The sequence below is a fragment of the Methylophaga sp. OBS3 genome (assembly GCF_026319325.1).
Lineage (GTDB): Bacteria > Pseudomonadota > Gammaproteobacteria > Nitrosococcales > Methylophagaceae > Methylophaga.
The window spans coordinates 380,068-399,037 of record NZ_JAPDMU010000003.1 but is presented as its reverse complement, the minus strand read 5'-3'; the positions used below and the strand labels follow the sequence as shown (position 1 = coordinate 399,037).

The window sequence follows — 18,970 nt, the reverse complement described above, 5'->3', positions numbered from 1 at the left end:
GTATATTACGACCAGAACCGTGTCGCACTTCAGGAATTCATCGTGTCAGTAACAGAACCCGGCCATTTGTATATTGTGGCAACGCCGATTGGTAATCTTGGCGATATGAGCACGCGCGCAGTCGAAACCTTAAAAGAGGTTGATCTTATTGCCGCTGAGGATACTCGTCACAGTAAATATCTACTCGACTTGCACCTCATCTCAACACCATCAATATCGTTGCATGACCATAACGAGCAACAACGTAGCCAATTGTTACTGGAAAAGCTTCAAGAAGGTCAATCCATTGCGCTCATTTCAGATGCGGGTACGCCGCTTATCAGTGACCCGGGTTATAAATTAGTCACATTAGTGCGGAGTGCTGGGATAAAGGTCATTCCAATTCCCGGCAGTTGTGCGTTTATTGCCGCCTTATCGGCTTCTGGTTTGCCATCCGATCGTTTTGCTTTTGAAGGATTCTTGCCACCTAAATCTGGTGCTAGACAACAAAAGTTGCAAATTCTGGCAGAGGACACGCGTACGCTTATCTTTTATGAAAGTCCTAAACGTGTTGCGGCAACACTCAATGAAATGCAGCAAATCTTTGGTGCCGACCGACAGGCCTGTATTGCCAGAGAGCTCACCAAAATCCATGAAACTATTGAGACTCGTCCACTGGCAGAGTTAGCAGAGTGGGTTGCCGCTGATAATAATCAGCAAAAAGGGGAAATTGTCTTATTGGTTGCTGGTGCAGTCGACGGCATGTCCGCTGATGAGCAAGCGATGCAACGTATGCTAAATCTGCTGCTACCAGAGATGCCGGTGAAAAAAGCGGCAACCATTACCGCTGAGTGGTTATCGGTGAGTAAAAATGCCGCCTATCAATTAGCGTTGAAACTTCAGCAGAAATAATCAAGCTTGCGTAAAATATGCGCTTGAGATGGCCAGACAATCGCACTAATTCTTTTAGTGAGGAAAGTCCGGGCTCCACAGGGTAAGGTGCCAGGTAACACCTGGGGGACGTGAGTCCACGGCAAGTGCAACAGAAAGGATACCGCCCAGCATCTAGAATGCAGGGTAAGGGTGAAATGGTGCGGTAAGAGCGCACCGCGCGGCTGGCAACAGCAACGGCAAGGTAAACCCCACCTGGAGCAAGACCAAATAGGGGAACACATGCTTTTAAAGCATGGCATGCGGCCCGCATGGTTCCCGGGTAGGTTGCTTGAGGCAGATGGTGACATCTGTCCCAGATGAATGATTGTCCACGACAGAACCCGGCTTATGGCCATCTCAACTTTTTCCATGTGACCTAATTGGCGTTGTTCGAAAGTTTTTTTCGAGCTGTCTTTATGCTGTCAAATTTTTTCTATAGCTAGAATTTACTTTAACTTCGTCAGCCAGTTTTTTGATAAGAAAACAGTCCTCACCTAAGTACCCGATCCGTTTTCTCCCACTTTCACAAAACGTCGCTAAGTCCTTGTCGTAAAAAGAGGATTTTGATGATTTTGATGCTTGACTTGTCTGATCTGCACTCCTATAGTGTCGGTTAGTGGGGAAAAGTGGATCTTTGTGGATCACAATTAATTTTTGAGGATTCAGCGTGTTTAGAGGCGTTGCGACATTTAATCTGGATGCAAAGGGGCGAATGGCTGTGCCAGCTCGTTTCCGTAAGCAGCTGGATGTCTGTTGTGAAGGCCGTCTGGTTGTCACTATCGATCATGCTGATCACTGTTTGCAGGTTTACCCTTTACCCGAATGGGAATTGGTCGAGGAAAAGCTAGGTGCTTTACCTAGTCTTAATCCGCAAGTGCGTCGTTTGAAACGGATGCTGCTTGGTTATGCCACTGAATGCACGATGGATGGTCATGGTCGTGTTTTATTACCAGCAAAACTGAGAGAGTTTGCTGGACTTGATAAAAACATCGTGATGATTGGTCAAGGTAACAAGTTTGAATTGTGGGATGAGCAAACTTGGAACAGCTTGATGGAAGACTGTTTGCAGGAAGACTTCGACGCAATAATGCCGGCTGAACTTGAAAGCCTATCCATATAGGGTGGACCATGACAGAGAGCCTCCCAAAACATTTACCAGTCTTGCTCGAAGAGACTGTGACCTCGCTAGCGATCAAGCCGGCAGGGATTTATGTCGACGGCACTTTTGGCCGTGGCGGTCATAGCCGTGCCATTCTCCAAAAATTAGACAATGATGGTCGTCTGCTTGGTCTAGATAGAGATCCGGCCGCGATTGCGGTTGGTCAGCAGTTAGCCTCAGAAGATCCACGTTTCAGTATTGAGCATTGTGCCTTCTCCCAATTAGATACCGTGATTCATCAACGACTTTGGCAGCAGCGTATAGATGGCATCTTGCTAGATATCGGGGTTTCGTCACCGCAATTAGATGAAGCCGCTCGTGGCTTCAGTTTTATGCAGGATGGCCCACTGGATATGCGTATGGATACCAGCAGTGGTATCAGTGCTGCTGAGTGGTTGGCACATGCTGAAGAAGCAGAAATTGCAACAGTAATCAAAACACTTGGCGAAGAACGTTATGGCAAACGTATTGCCAGAGCGATTATTGAACAGCGTCAGGTTGCACCGATCACAACGACAAGACAATTAGCCGAGTTAGTTGATAAAGCCAGCCCAAGCAAAGACAAATTTAAACATCCTGCAACACGGACTTTCCAAGCAATTCGTATTTTTATTAATAACGAACTGCAAGAGTTAACCACTGCATTAGAAAAAGCGATGGATGTGCTGGCTGTCGGTGGCCGCTTAGCGGTGATTAGTTTCCATTCATTGGAAGATCGCATTGTTAAACGCTATTTCCGCGATGAAGCCAAAGGCGACGATTTACCTGCTCATTTCCCAATTCGTGCTGCTGAGTTAAATCCACGTCTGAAAATTATTGGTAAAGCCATTCGTGCTGGTGACGAAGAGTTGGCTGTTAATCCAAGAGCGCGTAGTGCTGTGCTCCGTGTTGCGGAGAAACTGGCATGAACCTATCAGCTATGTTTGCGACCATTAGAGCGGACTTACCGATGGTCGTAATGTTGTTATTGCTACTGTTTTCAGCCGTTGCTGTGGTGGTTACAAAACATGTTGGCCGCAGTGAGTTTGTGGTGATGCAACAGTTAGAAAATCAACGCGACCAATTGAATGAAGAATGGGGCCGTTTGTTATTAGAGCTGAGCACCTGGGCAAGTCCGGGGCGTGTTGAACAACAAGCGCGTCATAAGCTGGAAATGAAATCTCCAACTAACGATGACACTATTATGGTGATGCCATGAGTCGTCAAGGTTCAGCGATGCAAGTAAATGGCTGGCGTTTAACGCTAGTTCGGTTCAGCTTTGCATTAATTGTGCTGGGCTTGCTTTGGCGTTTGGTTGATATTCAAATTCTGAATAACGAATTTTTGCGTAACCAAGGTGATGCCAGACATTTACGCAATGTGCCGGTCGTTGCCCATAGGGGCATGATTCTGGATCGTCATGGTGAGCCTTTAGCTATTAGTACGCCAGTACATTCGGTTTGGATTAACCCGCAAGTCACGCCTGTTGATCAGCCTGATTTAGCTAAACTTGCCAAAATTTTAGACGTCAGCTTAAACAGCATTCAGGATCGTATTGCGAGTAACACAAGCCGCGAGTTTGTTTATATTAAACGTCGCATTACACCGGCATTATCTGCAAAGGTTAAAGAGCTTAAAATTCCGGGCGTGGCATTACAACGCGAATACAAACGCTACTACCCAACGGCAGAAGTCAGTGGTCACGTATTGGGTTTCACTAATATTGATGACCGTGGCCAAGAAGGTCTGGAGCTCGCTTATGAGCCAATCCTAACTGGCGTACCTGGCCTGAAACGTATGGTACGTGACAGTAAAGGTAATTTTGTTGGTGGCGGTGAGCAAATTCGTGCTGCTAAAGCAGGTGAAAATTTACAATTAAGTCTCGACCTAAGACTGCAATATTTAAGCTACAACGCCCTAAAAAATGCGATTAAAACCCATGGTGCGTTAGCAGGAACAGCAGTAATTTTGGACGTGAAAACTGGCGAAGTATTGGCGATGGCTAATCAACCGGCGTTTAACCCAAATAACCGTACCGGACTTCGTAGCAGCGATTTTCGAAATCGTGCAGTGACAGATTTATTTGAGCCCGGCTCAACAGTGAAACCATTTACAGTGGTCAGCGGTTTGAAGTCAGGACTCTTTGATGAAAAAACTATCATCAACACCCACCCGGGTGTTTTCCGCGTTTCGGGCCATCCAATTACCGACTTCCGTGATTACGGTGAGATTGACCTTGCGACCTTGATCCAAAAGTCTAGCAATATTGCCTCATCAAAAATTGCCTTGGCACTTGAGCCAGATGATTTATGGAATGACTTTGCAAGCTTTGGTATGGGCATGGATACCGGTGCGTATTTTCCGGGTGAAGCCGTTGGTTATCTTCCAGACCGCAGCGATTGGCGCAAACTTGACCGTGCCACATTAGCCTATGGCTACGGCCTCGTTACCAATGCATTGCAATTAGCGCGTGCCTACAGTGTTATCGGTAGTGATGGCATTTTGCGTGACGTTACTTTTGTTAAGCAAGATAAGCCAATGCCTGGTAAGCGAATGTTTAACAAAGATCTGATGCAAACTATTCGCGGCATGATGGAGTTGACTGTGCTGCCTGGCGGGACGGCCACACGTGCAGCAGTGCAAAATTATCGTGTTGCAGGTAAAACCGGTACGGTCAAAAAAGCACGTGCCGGCGGTTATGCCAAAGCCGATTACCAATCAGTATTTGCCGGTCTGATTCCAGCCAGCGATCCACGTTTAGCGATGGTCGTTATGGTCGACTCACCGGGTAATGATGAATATTACGGTGGTGCGGTTGCTGCACCAGTCTTTGCCGAAGTCATGACAGGAGCGATGCGTTTGTTAAACATCGCCCCAGATGCTTTGCCAACCACACAACTACAGGTGGCCAAGCATTGATTTCATTAAATAGATTACTTGCTGGATTGTGTGAGCCATTGGACTTGGATATTGAGATCGAACGTATCTCAATGGATAGCCGTGAGATGCAAACTGCCGGTTTATTTATTGCCAGTGCCAAACAATCAGCAATGCGTCAGCAACATGTTGACCAAGCGGTTAACGCCGGTGCTAAAGCTATCGTTATCGATGACTCACATAGTGTTGAAACGACAGTGCCGGTATTAAAAATTGCAGAGCTAGATCAGAAAATTAGCTTATTAGGTGACCGCTTTTATGGTCAGCCAAGTAAATCAATGACCGTGATTGCGGTGACTGGCACCAATGGTAAAACGTCGGTGAGTCAGTTTATCGCGCAAAGCTTGGAATCATTGGCAACCCCATGTGGGGTGATTGGCACCTTAGGACAAGGTCGAATCAATCAGCTACAAGACACAGGCATGACAACGCCAAGTCCGCTGCAATTACAGCGCGTTTTGGCTGAGATGCAACAACAAGGTATCAAGCACGTTGTCTTGGAAGCGTCATCACATGCATTGGAGCAAGGTCGGTTAAACGCTGTTGATATCAATATTGCAGTGTTTACTAACCTGAGTCGTGATCATCTTGATTACCATGGTGATATGGCATCTTATGCGGCAGCAAAACAACGCCTGTTTACATTTGCTTCTGTTAATACAGCAATTTTCAATATTGATGATAACTATGGCCAGCAGTTTTATGCTCAGCCAAAAAGTCATATCAGTCATGTTAGCTACAGCCAAACACAAACTGCTGATTGGCAAGCAAGTGGATTGCATTGTGATAATGAGGGATTACATTTCGATTTAACCGGCCAGACTAAAACTACCCATATTAATAGCCCCTTATTAGGCCGTTTTAATGTGGATAATTTATTAGCAACCGCAGCCGTATTGAGTGCATTGGATTATCAGTCAGCGGTTATCGCCAAGTGTTTGACAGCCGTAAAACCTGTAACAGGTCGTATGCAATTACTACGTGAACAAAACAGCCCATCAGTTGTTGTTGATTACGCCCATACTCCGGATGCCATTGCCCAAGCACTGACTGCGATGCGTCAACATTTAAACCAAAGCGCTGCTTTATGGTGTGTGTTTGGTTGTGGCGGTGACAGAGACACCGGCAAACGTCCGTTAATGGGTGAGCAAGCAGAGCAACACGCAGATAGATTGGTTTTAACTGACGATAATCCGCGCAGTGAAAGTAGTGAAAACATTATCGAAGCCATTCTGAGCGGCCTACAAAAACCTGAAAGCGCCTTAGTCAAAACTGATCGGCGCGAAGCAATTTTTTATGCCGTTGCCGAAGCCGCTAATGACGACATGATTCTTGTTGCCGGTAAAGGTCACGAGACCTACCAAGAAAAACAAGGCCAGAAACAACCTTTTAATGATATTGCCGTTGTGATGGAAGCGCAGGCAGCGCGCCAACAACAGGCTGGAGTAAATCTATGAGCTTGCCACTGGTGTTAACGGATATTGCCAAGTTGCTCGGTTGTGATTACCAAGGTGCTGCCACGGCAGTTACAGGTACTGCTATTGATAGCCGTAAAGTTAAAAAAGGCGACATTTTTATTGCATTAACCGGTAGCCAAGTTGATGGCCATGATTATTTAGCACAGGCTCGTGAAGCCGGTGCTGTTGCCGCTTTAGTCAGCCGTAAACAAGATGATGAGTTACCTCAGTTGGTCGTTGAGGATGTGGTTAGTGCTTTTGGCAAGTTAGCAACACATTGGGCTGAACAAAGTCAGGCAAAAATTGTTGCGATTACTGGTAGTAATGGCAAGACAACACTGAAAGAAATGGTCAGTGCGATGTTGGCACAACAGCATCATGTTATTGCCACCCAAGGTAATTTGAATAATGAATTGGGTGTGCCTTTAACGCTAACCCGACTTAAAGCTGAGCACCAATATGCCGTGATTGAGATGGGCGCCAATCATCTGGGCGAAATCGCCAGACTGGTTGCGATGGCTAAACCTCAAGTCGCCGTTATCAATAATGTTGGGGCTGCCCATTTAGAAGGCTTTGGCAGCTTAGACGGTGTTGCGACAGAAAAAGGCGCTATTTATGGTGGCCTGAAAGCTGATGGTGTGGCTGTCGTAAATGCCGATATGGACTATCAAGCGATTTGGAAACCATTGATTGGCGAGCGTAAAACGCTGACATTTGGCATGCAAAATTCAGCAGACGTGATGGCGCTAGACTGCCAAACAACGCCTGCGGGTAGCAGCTTCATGGTGGAATTAGATGGCGTAAACCACTTTGTTACATTGCCATTACCTGGTGCCCATAATGTGGCTAATGCATTGGCTGCTATAACAATTTGTCATGCACTGGGTATTGACCCTGCTGCAATGATTAAAGGTTTGGCCAATATCAAACCAGTGCCACATCGTCTGCAAGTGAGAAATACCAAGCAAAAAGCGGTGTTGATTGACGATACCTACAACGCAAACCCTGGTTCATTTGGTCAAGCATTGGCGACATTGAAAAGCTTCCCAGAACAACGCTGGTTAGTATTGGGTGACTTTGGCGAATTAGGTCCAGATAGTCTGCAAGTACACAAACAAATGGGACTTGATGCCAAAGTGGCGGGTGTAAACCGTTTATTTACTGTTGGCGAGCAAAGCGCACAAGCAACAACCGCCTTTGGTGAGAATGCCGAGCACTATGCAGACCGAGATGCTTTACAAGCCTATTTACAAAACAACTTACAAGCTGGCGTGACCTGTCTGATTAAAGGTTCACGTTTTATGCAACTCGACAAACTGGCTGACACTTTAGTAAGCGGAGGAGAGCGCTAATGCTGTTAATTCTGAGTGAATATCTAAGCCAGTATTACAGTGGCTTTAGCGTAGTTCAGTATCTGACATTACGTGCCATCTTGGGCGTAATGACAGCATTGGGTATCGCCTTAGTGGTTGGGCCAGCAATGATTCGCCAATTAAGTTTTAAACAGATTGGTCAGGTAGTTCGTACTGATGGCCCTGAGTCGCATTTCAGCAAAAAAGGCACGCCAACCATGGGCGGTTCGCTGATTTTGGTGGCGATTGCCATTAGCACATTACTTTGGGCTGATTTAAGTAACCGCTATGTTTGGGTCGTGTTACTGGTGACTTTGTTATTTGGTGTCATTGGTTTTGTTGATGATTACATCAAACTGGTTAGACAAGATCCAAAAGGCTTAATCAGTCGCTACAAATATTTCTGGCAGTCAGTTGTTGGTGCTGGCGCAGCCGTATTTTTATATTCAACAGCGACAGTGCCGGCTGAAACACAGTTAATCGTGCCGTTCTTTAAGGAAATCATTATTCCTTTAGGTGGCTGGTACATGCTGCTGGCTTATCTGGTCATTGTTGGCAGCAGTAACGCGGTTAACCTAACTGATGGTCTAGATGGTTTGGCGATCATGCCGACGGTAATGGTGGCTGCTGCTTTAGGTCTTTTTGCCTATGTTGCAGGTCATGCTGAATTCTCGCGATATCTCCAAATACCATTTGTACCAGGCTCTGGTGAACTTATCGTTTTCTGCGCTGCATTGGTTGGGGCTGGTTTAGGTTTCTTGTGGTTTAACACCTATCCAGCTCAAGTCTTTATGGGTGATGTCGGTGCATTAGCATTGGGTGCGGCATTGGGTATCGTGGCTGTTATCGTTCGCCAAGAGTTAGTTCTACTCATCATGGGCGGTGTTTTTGTTATTGAAACCTTGTCGGTCATGATTCAGGTGGCTTCGTATAAATGGCGTGGCAAACGTGTTTTTTTGATGGCACCTATTCATCACCATTACGAATTAAAAGGTTGGCCTGAGCCACGGATCATCGTGCGCTTTTGGATCATTACCGTATTCCTTGTGTTAATCGGTTTGGCAACACTGAAAATTAGATGAGTTATTTGATGGCCAAGATGCAAAATAAAAACTGCGTTATTGTCGGTCTGGGACAGACCGGGCTGTCATGTGCCCGTTTTTTACGTATGCATGGTGCTGCTGTAGCTGTCATGGATACTCGTGAGCAACCACCTGGCTTACAACAGTTGCAACAAGATTATCCTGAAGTATTGGTACGTACCGGTGGTCTTAGCATTGAGTGGTTACAACACGCAGATCAAATCGTGTTAAGCCCAGGTGTTGACCCAAGAATGCCTGAGATTCAGGCTGCAGCTGATGCAGGCATTGAAATCGTTGGTGATGTTGAGTTATTTGCTCGTTATGCCGTCGCGCCCGTCGTTGCGATTAGCGGTTCAAACGGTAAAAGCACTGTGACGACCTTAGTCAGTCTGATGGCTCAGTTGTCAGGTAAGAAAGTTGCTACAGGCGGCAATTTAGGCATACCAGCCTTGGATTTACTTGATGAAGCGCCTGTCGATTTTTATGTATTAGAGTTGTCCAGCTTTCAGTTAGAAACTGTACGTAGTTTGAATGCATTTGCTGCGGTCATTCTCAATATCAGCCCTGACCACTTAGACCGTTACGATAGCTTTGAAGACTATCAACTCGCCAAACAACGGATTTACCAAGGCGAAGGCGTCATGATTATTAACCGTGACGATCCTGTTGTGGCCGCCATGGCAGAAGATAACCGTCAAACGATTGGATTTAGTATCCATGCGCCTCAAGAGCAAGATTTTGCTGTTCGTATGATTGATGAGCAACCGTGGTTGTGTGAAGGCCAATATGAGTTGATGCCGGTTAGCGATATGAAAATCGTCGGTCAACATAATATTGCCAACGCACTGGCAGCACTCGCACTAGGTAGTGTGATGGGGTTATCTATGCAGGCGATGTTGTCAGCCTTGCGTGAATTTAAAGGTTTACCACACCGTTGCCGTTTGGTTCGTGAGCGTCGTGGGGTTCGTTGGTACAACGACTCAAAAGCAACTAACGTTGGTGCAAGCATCGCAGCAATTGAAGGTTTTGCCGGTACTGGCAAGCTGGTCATGATTCTGGGTGGTGTTGGCAAAGGCCAAGACTTTTCTGGATTGACTGCTGTGTTAGCAACCTATGTTCATGCCGTGGTGTTAATTGGTGAGGCCGCAGCTGAAATTGCCAGAGTGATTCCTAAGCAAGTTATTACACAAACTGCAGAAAGTATTAAAGCGGCTGTGAATATGGCCAGCCAATTGGCCGAAGAGGGTATGCAAGTATTGTTGTCACCGGCATGTGCCAGTTTCGATATGTTTGCAAACTATGCCGACCGTGGTCAGCAATTTGAACAAGCTGTTCGGGAGCTGCAACCATGAGCTTGAGCCAACAATTCGACCGTCATGTGCTGTTTGCAGCGCTCGGCTTATTGATGGTCGGGCTGATTATGGTTTGCTCTGCATCTATCACTATGGCTGAGAGTAAAACAGGTCAGCCTTTATATTTCTTCATCAGACAGTTTGTTTATGCATTGATGGGATTAGGCTTTGCTTGGGCAGTGATGTCAATTCGCTTGTTCAGCTGGCAGCAGTTAGCACCGCAACTGTTGATGATGGGTATTATCCTGCTGGCACTGGTGTTGATCCCCGGTATTGGCCGTGAAGTAAATGGTAGTGCGCGTTGGTTGCCGCTAGGACCTGTGAACTTACAGGTAGCCGAGCTGATGAAATTATTTGCGATCATCTATATCGCGGACTATTTACAACGTCACCAAGGACAAATCGGTACAGCAATGGCTGGGATCCTAGCGCCGATGATGTTGTTGGGTATCGCCTCTTTCCTTTTGTTATTACAGCCAGACATGGGCTCTATCGTTGTCATTCTCTCAACGGTAGTAGCGATGTTATTTCTTGGCGGTGCTCGCGTTAGCATTTTCGTCATGATGATTTCGGTATTGGGTGGCTTGTTTTATCTATTAGTCATGTTGGCACCATATCGTTTGCAACGATTACAAAGCTTTATGGATCCATGGGCTGATCCATTTGGTAGTGGCTTCCAGTTAACCCAAGCCTTGATCGCATTTGGTCGTGGTGACTGGTTAGGGGTTGGTCTGGGTAGCAGTATGCAAAAACTGTTTTATTTGCCAGAAGCACATACCGACTTTTTGTTTTCGATCATTGCTGAAGAGCTCGGTCTAATTGGTGCCTTAGTAGTAATTGGCTTGTTCTTCATGTTGATTTGGCGTGCACTTTCAATTGGCCGTGCTGCAGAGCTGGCAGGTCAGCGTTTTGGCGCCCAAGTAGCTTACGGTATTGGTATTTGGCTGGGCTTACAGGCTTGCGTCAACATGGGCGTCAACATGGGCGCTTTACCAACCAAAGGTTTGACTTTGCCATTGATGAGTTACGGTGGCAGTAGTTTGATTATTGTCTGCATTGCAATTGGTTTATTACTTCGCGTCGATCTAGAAACGCGTCAGCCAGAAACAGCAGCTGCGAGGGTCAGACGATGAGCCGCGTGATGATTATGGCAGGTGGAACCGGCGGACATGTATTTCCGGCATTGGCTGTGGCGGAAGTATTACGTTCACGTGGTAATGAAGTGAGCTGGATGGGTACTGCGAAAGGTATCGAAGCACGCTTAGTGCCTGCAGCGGATATTGAGCTAAACCTAATTTCTGTGCAAGGACTACGTGGTAACGGCTTAATGGGCTGGTTAACAGCACCATTCAAACTGGTGAAAGCTGTATTAGAAGCACGTCATCACCTTAAAAACTTTGCGCCTGATGTAGTGTTAGGTTTGGGTGGTTTTGCCTCTGGTCCAGGTGGAATTGCGGCATGGCTGTCAAAAACACCACTCGTTATCCATGAGCAAAATGCAATCGCAGGCCTAACCAACCGTTTGTTAAGTCCATTTTCTAAAGCTGTCTTACTGGGGTTTGCAAACAGTATTAAGTCAGCTAAAGCACAGTGGGTGGGTAATCCTGTTCGTGCAGCGATTGAAAATATTCCAGCGCCTGAACTGCGTTATCAAGACGGTGAAAACAAACTCAATATTTTGGTATTGGGCGGCAGTCTTGGTGCACGTAGTTTGAACGAGACCGTACCTGCAGCTTTGGCAACAATGACTGAAGCTGAACGTCCAAACGTATTACATCAGTGTGGTGAGCGTCATTTAGCTGCAGCAAAAGAAAGCTATCAAAAAGCAGGTGTTGAAGCTGACGTTACAGCCTTTATAGATGATATGGCCGCAAGTTATGCCAAAGCAGATTTAGTGATCTGTCGTGCTGGTGCACTAACTATTGCTGAAGTCGCAGCTGCTGGTGTGGCCTCAATCTTGGTGCCATATCCTTATGCGGTTGATGATCATCAAACGGTTAATGCGCAAGTATTAACTAATGCTGGTGCTGGCATTCTGATCCAAGACGCTGATTTAAACGTCGAAGCATTGGCAAACATTATCAAAGAATTAAACAGCGATCGTTCAAGACTGCTTTCAATGGCTAAGTCAGCTCGTGAGCAGGCACGTATTGGTAGTGCGGAAGTTATCGCAAATATTTGTATGGAGCAGTTGCATGGCTAAATTAACATCAGCAATGCAAAGCCGAGTGAAACATATCCACTTCATTGGTATTGGTGGTGTGGGTATGGGCGGTATTGCCGAGGTACTACTCAACTTGGGTTACCAAGTAAGTGGTAGTGATTTGGCAGAAAACGCTTTGATCCAACACCTTCGTAAATTAGGTGCCAATATTATTATTGGCCATGCACCAGAAAATCTGGCTGGCACTGATGTAGTGGTAGTCACAACAGCAGTCAATGAAGACAACATCGAGCTTCAAGCAGCACGCGAGCAGCGTATTCCAGTGGTACCACGCGCTGAGATGTTAGCTGAGTTAATGCGCTTTAGTTACGGTATTGCGGTTGCTGGTACTCACGGTAAAACGACAACAACAAGCTTGATCGCAGCACTGTTAAGTGAAGGTGAGCTAGATCCAACATTTGTCATTGGTGGTCGTTTGAATAGTGCTGGTACCAATGCACGATTAGGTACAGGCCGATATTTGGTTGCTGAAGCGGATGAGAGTGATGCTTCGTTTTTATATTTGCAACCAATGATTGCCGTTGTCACCAATATTGATGATGACCACATGGCTACTTATGAAGGCGATTTTAATAAGTTAAAAGCGACCTTTATTGAATTTTTACATCACTTGCCATTCTATGGCTTGGCAGTCATGTGTACCGATGATCCTGAAGTTGTCAGCGTATTACCGGATGTTACACGTCCGATCATGCGTTATGGCCAATCAGAGGAAGCAGATTACCGCTTGTCTGATTTAAGCCAACATCAAGGCCAAATTAGCTTTACTGTCACTGAGCAACAAACAGGTTTGTCGTATCCAATTACGTTAAACATGCCAGGTTTACATAACGCATTAAACGCAACAGCAGCATTAACCGTTGCCCGTAATTTAGGCGTTAGTGTTGAAGCATGTCAGTCGGCGTTAAGTAAGTTTGATGGTGTTGGGCGCCGCTTTAATTTATTGGGTGACAAACAAACTTCCCACGGCAGCGTATTGCTAGTTGATGATTATGGTCATCATCCAACCGAAGTTGCAGCAACCTTAGCTGCAGCAAAAGGTGGCTGGCCTGAAAGACGATTAGTAGTGGTATTTCAGCCTCATCGTTATACGCGTACACGTGACTTGTTCGAAGACTTTACCAAGGTCTTGTCATCAGCCGATGTATTGGTCGTGCTTGAAGTCTATCCAGCAGGCGAAGCAAAAATTCCGGGTGCTGATTCTCGCAGTTTATGTCGTGCGATTCGTTTGCGCGGTCAGGTAGAGCCTGTGTTTGTAGAGAACAAACAGGCGCTTTATGAGTTATTACCGGGCTTACTGCAAGATGGCGATCTTTTGTTAACACTTGGTGCTGGTGATATTGGTGCTATTGCCCGTGAACTCGACGGCATGCTGGAAGGTGAAGTGTGATGACGGCAATGCAATCACAACTTCGCGGTGAACTCCGATTTAACGAATCGTTATCGGGTCATACCTCATGGCGCGTGGGTGGTAATGCACATCGGTTCTATCAACCAAAAGATATTGAAGATTTGGCTTTGTTTTTGAGTCAATTACCAGCAACAGAGCCAGTGCTATGGCTTGGTTTAGGTAGCAACTTATTAGTTAGAGATGGTGGTTTTGCGGGAACCGTGATCGCAACGGCTGGGACGCTTCAAGAAATTGAGATTGACGGTAATGAAGTCACGGCTGAAGTTGGTGTTTACTGCAGCAAAATTGCGAAACAATCGGCACGTGCTGGTTTAGCTGGTGGTGCATTTTTGGCAGGCATTCCGGGAACATTTGGTGGTGCATTAGCGATGAATGCTGGTGCTCATGGCAGCGAAACTTGGCAGTTTGTGAAATCAGTAACGACGGTGAGTCGCGCAGGTGAATTAAACAACCGAGAAGCGAGTGAGTTTGAGGTGAATTACCGTAGCGTTAAAGCACCAAAAGATGAGTGGTTTGTTTCGGCAACACTGCAGTTTGAAAATGGTGATGCCCAAACCGAAGCTGACTTGATTAAAACGCTTTTACGTAAACGTAATGCGAGTCAACCAACTAACCAACCTTGTGCTGGTTCGGTATTTCGTAATCCACCGGGTGATTTTGCTGGTCGTCTTATTGAGTCGGCAGAACTAAAAGGTTTACGAATTGGTGGCGCGATTGTGTCAGAAAAACATGCCAATTTCATTGTTAATGACGGTACTGCAAGCGCTGCTGACATCGAATCATTAATTAAGTTAGTACAGCAAAAAGTTACGGAACAGCATGGCGTCGAGTTAACGCCAGAAGTACACATTATTGGAGAACATGCATGAGTCGCCGTGTGACTGATCCCAAAGCATTTGGTCGGGTTGCCGTATTAATGGGCGGTCGTAGTGCTGAGCGTGAGATTTCACTGCGCAGCGGTAATGCTGTTTTGACTGCACTACAGGCTCAAGGCATTGATGCTGTTGGCATTGATGTTGATAAACAAGTGGATATTACATTGCGTCATGGCAAATACGACCGTGCGTTTGTTGTATTGCATGGTCGTGGTGGTGAGGACGGCGAAATCCAGGGCTTATTACAAGCAATGGGAATGCCTTTTACGGGTAGCGGTGTTACTGGTGCGATGCTGTCGATGAATAAACGCATCAGCAAACTTATCTGGCAACAACAAGGTTTACCAACGCCGAAATTCCAGCATGTTAATGCCGAAACTGATGCCGTTGAACTTGTAAAACATCTCGGCTTGCCAATAGTCATTAAGCCAGTGCGTGAAGGCTCAAGCATTGGTATGAGCAAAGTTGTTAATGGTGAAGAAGTTACCGCAGCGATTGCCACGGCATTGCAATATGACGATGACGTTATCGCTGAACAATGGGTCAATGGCGCTGAATACACCGCAAGTATTTTGGATGGTGAAGCATTACCGGTGATTCGTTTGAAAACACCAAATGCGTTTTATGACTTTGATGCGAAGTATCAAGCTAACACCACTGAATACCTTTGTCCTTGTGGTCTTGAGTCAGAACAGGAAAAACTGTGTCAGTCACTTGCGTTGTCAGCATTTAACAGCCTGCAAATGCGTGGTTGGGGCCGTATCGATGTGATGGCCGATACCAAAGGCAATTTTTATTTATTAGAAGCTAACAGTGTGCCGGGTATGACAGATCACAGCTTGGTACCAATGGCAGCCAAACAAGCTGGTTTAGATTTTCAACAACTGTGCTGGCGGGTACTTGAGTATAGCTTGGAGGGCGATCAGTGAGAGCAGAACGTCGCAAAGTAGGCGCAACTCGAAAAGCACCCCAAAAGCCGCGTGAGGCGGTTGATTGGGCGCAACGTGTGCGTGTCATTGTGACAATGCTGACCTTATTGGTGATTGTTGGCAGTGGTTTTTATTTGCACCAAGACGACACGCTGCCAGTTTTGCATGTAACGGTTGAAGGTGAGTTGCAACACACCGATAGACAATATTTACAACAAGTCGTGAAGCCATACGTCACAGGAAGCTTTATTGATGTTGATGTTGCAGGTTTACGAACTGCGGCTAAAGAAATTCCATGGGTTGATCAAATCCAGGTTCGCAGAGTGTGGCCTGATACGTTGCATTTGATTGTGACCGAACACCAAGCAGTAGCACGTTGGAATCAAGATGGTCTGGTAAATAACCGTGGGCAAGTGTTTTACCCAGCCGCAGAAACCTTTCCTGATGGTTTGGTCACGTTATTTGGCCCCGAAGGCAGCAGTGAAATGATGGCTCGTCGCTTAGTCGATATGCAGCAAGAATTAAATGCTCTGGAACTACGGATCCTGAGTTTGAGAATGGATGAACGTCGTAGCTGGGGTATGACATTTACCAATGAATTAGAACTGGAGCTGGGGCGTGCAGACAGTAACGCACGGTTACAAAGATTTATTCGCGTATTAGGAAACCAACTGGCGGTGTATCGCGAACAAATCGCGATGGTTGATATGCGCTATACCAATGGCCTTGCTGTGCAATGGAAAGATGGCCAGAAACCTGATTTTAACGGAACCGTATGATGTCAAAACGAAGCGAACGTGAACTGATTGTGGGACTGGATATCGGCACCTCTAAAGTGGTGGCGATAGTAGCGGCACCAATTCATGATGCCGGCCCCTCGGACAATAAATTAGAAATTATCGGAATTGGCTCACACCCCGCACGTGGTATGAAAAAAGGTGTGGTGGTCAATATCGAGTCGACTGTGCAATCGATTCAACGCGCTGTTGAAGAAGCTGAGTTGATGGCAGGTTGTCAGATCCACTCAGTATTTGCGGGTATTGCCGGCAGCCATATTCGAAGCCTGAATTCACATGGTACGGTCGCTATTCGCGATAAAGAAGTCACACAAGGTGACTTAGACCGAGTGTTAGATGCTGCACGTGCAGTCCACTTCCCGGGCGATCAGCAGTTGCTACATGTCCTGCCACAGGAATACATCATCGATAACCAAGAAGGTATTCGTGAGCCTATCGGTATGTCAGGTGTACGCCTGGAAGCCAAAGTGCATTTGATTACTGGCGCCGTGAGTGCTGCGCAAAATATCACCAAATGTATTGAGCGTTGTGGTCTGGAAGTCGACGGCATCATTCTGGAGCAAATGGCATCAAGCTATTCAGTTCTTGAGCAAGACGAGAAAGAACTCGGTGTTTGTATCGTTGATATCGGTGGTGGCACAACAGATATCGCTGTCTTTGTTGATGGCGCGATACGTCATACGGCTGTCATTCCTATTGCGGGCGATCAGGTGACAAATGATATCGCTGTGGCGTTACGCACACCAACGCAATATGCCGAAGAAATCAAAATCAAATATGCCTGCGCTTTAACACAGCTGGCACGTGAAGACGAAACCATCGAAGTACCCAGTGTTGGTGATAGACCACCTCGCCAATTAGCGAGACAAACATTGGCTGAGGTTGTTGAACCACGTTACGAAGAATTACTGATGCTGGTACAGGCCGAACTGCGTCGTAGCGGCTTTGAAGAAATGCTGGCTGCCGGCGTAGTACTGACCGGTGGCAGTAGCAAGATGGAAGGTGTGATTGAACTCGCTGAAGAGGTGTTTCACCTGCCCGTCAGATTGGGTTTACCACAACACGTTGGTGGATTGGTTGAAGTGGTTCGCAATCCAATTCATGCGACGGGGGTGGGTTTATTGCTGTTTGGCAATGAACAAGTAAGTACCGGCAACAATGAAACAGCCTTGTCGGAAGGTTTTAAGGGAATGCTTGCCAGAATGAAAAGTTGGTTTCAGGGCAATTTCTGAGCAAGTTTTGTATCAAAGAAGAGGGGAGAAACGTTATGACTTTTGAGCTAATTGACACATATACCGAGAACGCGGTCATTAAAGTGATTGGTGTTGGTGGTGGTGGCGGTAACGCACTTGAGCACATGGTGGTAAATAAAATCGAAGGCGTCGATTTCATTTGTGCCAACACGGATGCGCAAGCGTTACGTAAAAGCGCTGCAAACACGCAATTACAATTGGGTACTGATATCACCAAAGGTTTAGGTGCCGGCGCTAATCCAGATGTTGGTCGTCAAGCTGCTTTAGAGGATCGTGAACGCATCATGGAAGTAATCAGTGGTGCTGATATGGTTTTCATTACTGCAGGTATGGGCGGTGGTACGGGTACTGGTGCAGCACCAGTTGTTGCCCAAGTCGCTAAAGAAATGGGGATTTTGACGGTTGCTGTTGTAACTAAACCATTCCCGTTTGAAGGTGGTAAACGCATGAAAACAGCGTTAGCTGGTATTGATGAGTTGGGCCAACATGTTGACTCATTAATTACCATTCCAAATGAAAAGTTACTGAAAGTATTAGGTAAAGAAATGAGCCTGTTAAATGCTTTCAAATCAGCGAATGATGTTTTACTTGGTGCCGTTCAAGGTATCGCTGAACTGATTACCCGCGAAGGTATGATCAACGTCGACTTTGCTGACGTACGTACTGTGATGTCTGAAATGGGTATGGCAATGATGGGTACCGGTCGTGCATCCGGTGAAAACCGTGCGACGGAAGCTGCTCGCTTAGCGGTATCAAGCCCACTGTTAGAAGATGTAGATTTAGCCGGTGCACGTGGTGTGTTAGTTAACATTACTGCTGGCTTGGATATGAGCATCGGTGAGTTTGAAGAAGTGGGTAATACCATTAAAGAATTTGCTTCTGATGATGCAACAGTTGTTGTTGGTACGGTTATCGACCCAGATATGACCGATGAACTTCGAGTCACTGTCGTTGCTACGGGTCTGGGTGGTGCGCGTGCTGCCGTTGCTAAACCAGTTGAAGCTGCTGCTTCGCCGCAGATTGAAATTGTGAAGAAGCCTGTTGAAGTTGATTATGACGAACCAACAGTGATTCGTAATCGTCATGGCGAACAGAAGAAACAAGTGGCTAACGGTGATGTCAATATGGATTACTTAGACATTCCAGCATTTTTACGTCGCCAAGCTGATTGAACGAAATATTTCAATTAGGTGACAGTGCTTAAGCATATGATATTATTATCTGCTAATTGACGTAGAAGGGGGTCACGCG

17 protein-coding genes and 1 other RNA gene are annotated in these 18,970 nt (G+C 46.2%); all 18 read left to right on the top strand.

Annotation, left to right across the window (positions count from 1 at the left end; all coding sequences use genetic code 11):
• The first annotated feature begins 42 nt into the window (after positions 1–42).
• The 18 genes from rsmI to ftsZ all read left to right on the top strand — a co-directional run bounded on the left by rsmI (position 43) and on the right by ftsZ (position 18,891).
• A complete protein-coding gene (rsmI, locus tag OMP94_RS08645; RefSeq protein WP_266277880.1) occupies positions 43–891 on the top strand; it encodes a 16S rRNA (cytidine(1402)-2'-O)-methyltransferase in 849 nt (282 codons plus the stop codon).
• Between the two features lie 24 nt (positions 892–915).
• An RNA gene (gene rnpB / locus OMP94_RS08640) (RNase P RNA component class A) lies at positions 916–1,276 on the top strand.
• A gap of 303 nt (positions 1,277–1,579) precedes the next feature.
• On the top strand, positions 1,580–2,032 hold the full coding sequence (gene mraZ, locus OMP94_RS08635) for a division/cell wall cluster transcriptional repressor MraZ (RefSeq protein ID WP_266277879.1): 453 nt from the start codon (positions 1,580–1,582) through the stop codon (positions 2,030–2,032).
• A gap of 8 nt (positions 2,033–2,040) precedes the next feature.
• On the top strand, positions 2,041–2,979 hold the full coding sequence (gene rsmH / locus OMP94_RS08630) for a 16S rRNA (cytosine(1402)-N(4))-methyltransferase RsmH (RefSeq protein ID WP_266277878.1): 939 nt from the start codon (positions 2,041–2,043) through the stop codon (positions 2,977–2,979).
• Positions 2,976–3,269: a cell division protein FtsL gene (gene ftsL, locus OMP94_RS08625; RefSeq protein ID WP_266277877.1), complete on the top strand. Its 294-nt coding sequence runs from the start codon at positions 2,976–2,978 to the stop codon at positions 3,267–3,269. Before rsmH ends, ftsL begins: the two co-directional genes overlap by 4 nt.
• The gene (locus OMP94_RS08620; protein WP_266277876.1) at positions 3,266–4,969 is read left to right on the top strand and encodes a peptidoglycan D,D-transpeptidase FtsI family protein; all 1,704 of its coding nucleotides are present in this window, start codon (positions 3,266–3,268) and stop codon (positions 4,967–4,969) included. Before ftsL ends, OMP94_RS08620 begins: the two co-directional genes overlap by 4 nt.
• Positions 4,966–6,444, top strand: a complete 1,479-nt coding sequence (locus OMP94_RS08615) for a UDP-N-acetylmuramoyl-L-alanyl-D-glutamate--2,6-diaminopimelate ligase (protein ID WP_266277875.1) — start codon at positions 4,966–4,968, stop codon at positions 6,442–6,444. Before OMP94_RS08620 ends, OMP94_RS08615 begins: the two co-directional genes overlap by 4 nt.
• A complete protein-coding gene (locus OMP94_RS08610; RefSeq protein WP_266277874.1) occupies positions 6,441–7,796 on the top strand; it encodes a UDP-N-acetylmuramoyl-tripeptide--D-alanyl-D-alanine ligase in 1,356 nt (451 codons plus the stop codon). The genes OMP94_RS08615 and OMP94_RS08610 overlap by 4 nt, the downstream gene beginning before the upstream one ends.
• Positions 7,796–8,878, top strand: coding sequence for a phospho-N-acetylmuramoyl-pentapeptide-transferase (mraY, locus tag OMP94_RS08605; RefSeq protein WP_266277873.1), 1,083 nt, complete (start codon positions 7,796–7,798; stop codon positions 8,876–8,878). Before OMP94_RS08610 ends, mraY begins: the two co-directional genes overlap by 1 nt.
• Positions 8,879–8,886: 8 nt before the next feature.
• Entirely contained in the window at positions 8,887–10,230 is a 1,344-nt protein-coding gene (gene murD, locus OMP94_RS08600) for a UDP-N-acetylmuramoyl-L-alanine--D-glutamate ligase (RefSeq protein ID WP_266277872.1), read from the top strand.
• Positions 10,227–11,363, top strand: a complete 1,137-nt coding sequence (gene ftsW, locus OMP94_RS08595; RefSeq protein WP_266277871.1) for a putative lipid II flippase FtsW — start codon at positions 10,227–10,229, stop codon at positions 11,361–11,363. The genes murD and ftsW overlap by 4 nt, the downstream gene beginning before the upstream one ends.
• Complete coding sequence (gene murG / locus OMP94_RS08590) at positions 11,360–12,433, top strand: undecaprenyldiphospho-muramoylpentapeptide beta-N-acetylglucosaminyltransferase (RefSeq protein WP_266277870.1); 1,074 nt, start codon at positions 11,360–11,362, stop codon at positions 12,431–12,433. Before ftsW ends, murG begins: the two co-directional genes overlap by 4 nt.
• The gene (gene murC / locus OMP94_RS08585) at positions 12,426–13,844 is read left to right on the top strand and encodes a UDP-N-acetylmuramate--L-alanine ligase (RefSeq protein WP_266277869.1); all 1,419 of its coding nucleotides are present in this window, start codon (positions 12,426–12,428) and stop codon (positions 13,842–13,844) included. The genes murG and murC overlap by 8 nt, the downstream gene beginning before the upstream one ends.
• Entirely contained in the window at positions 13,844–14,734 is an 891-nt protein-coding gene (murB, locus tag OMP94_RS08580) for a UDP-N-acetylmuramate dehydrogenase (RefSeq protein ID WP_266277868.1), read from the top strand. The genes murC and murB overlap by 1 nt, the downstream gene beginning before the upstream one ends.
• Positions 14,731–15,669, top strand: a complete 939-nt coding sequence (locus OMP94_RS08575; RefSeq protein ID WP_266277867.1) for a D-alanine--D-alanine ligase — start codon at positions 14,731–14,733, stop codon at positions 15,667–15,669. Before murB ends, OMP94_RS08575 begins: the two co-directional genes overlap by 4 nt.
• The gene (locus tag OMP94_RS08570; RefSeq protein WP_266277866.1) at positions 15,666–16,448 is read left to right on the top strand and encodes a cell division protein FtsQ/DivIB; all 783 of its coding nucleotides are present in this window, start codon (positions 15,666–15,668) and stop codon (positions 16,446–16,448) included. The genes OMP94_RS08575 and OMP94_RS08570 overlap by 4 nt, the downstream gene beginning before the upstream one ends.
• A complete protein-coding gene (ftsA, locus tag OMP94_RS08565) occupies positions 16,448–17,698 on the top strand; it encodes a cell division protein FtsA (protein WP_266277945.1) in 1,251 nt (416 codons plus the stop codon). Before OMP94_RS08570 ends, ftsA begins: the two co-directional genes overlap by 1 nt.
• A gap of 35 nt (positions 17,699–17,733) precedes the next feature.
• Complete coding sequence (ftsZ, locus tag OMP94_RS08560; protein WP_266277865.1) at positions 17,734–18,891, top strand: cell division protein FtsZ; 1,158 nt, start codon at positions 17,734–17,736, stop codon at positions 18,889–18,891.
• Positions 18,892–18,970: the final 79 nt, after the last annotated feature.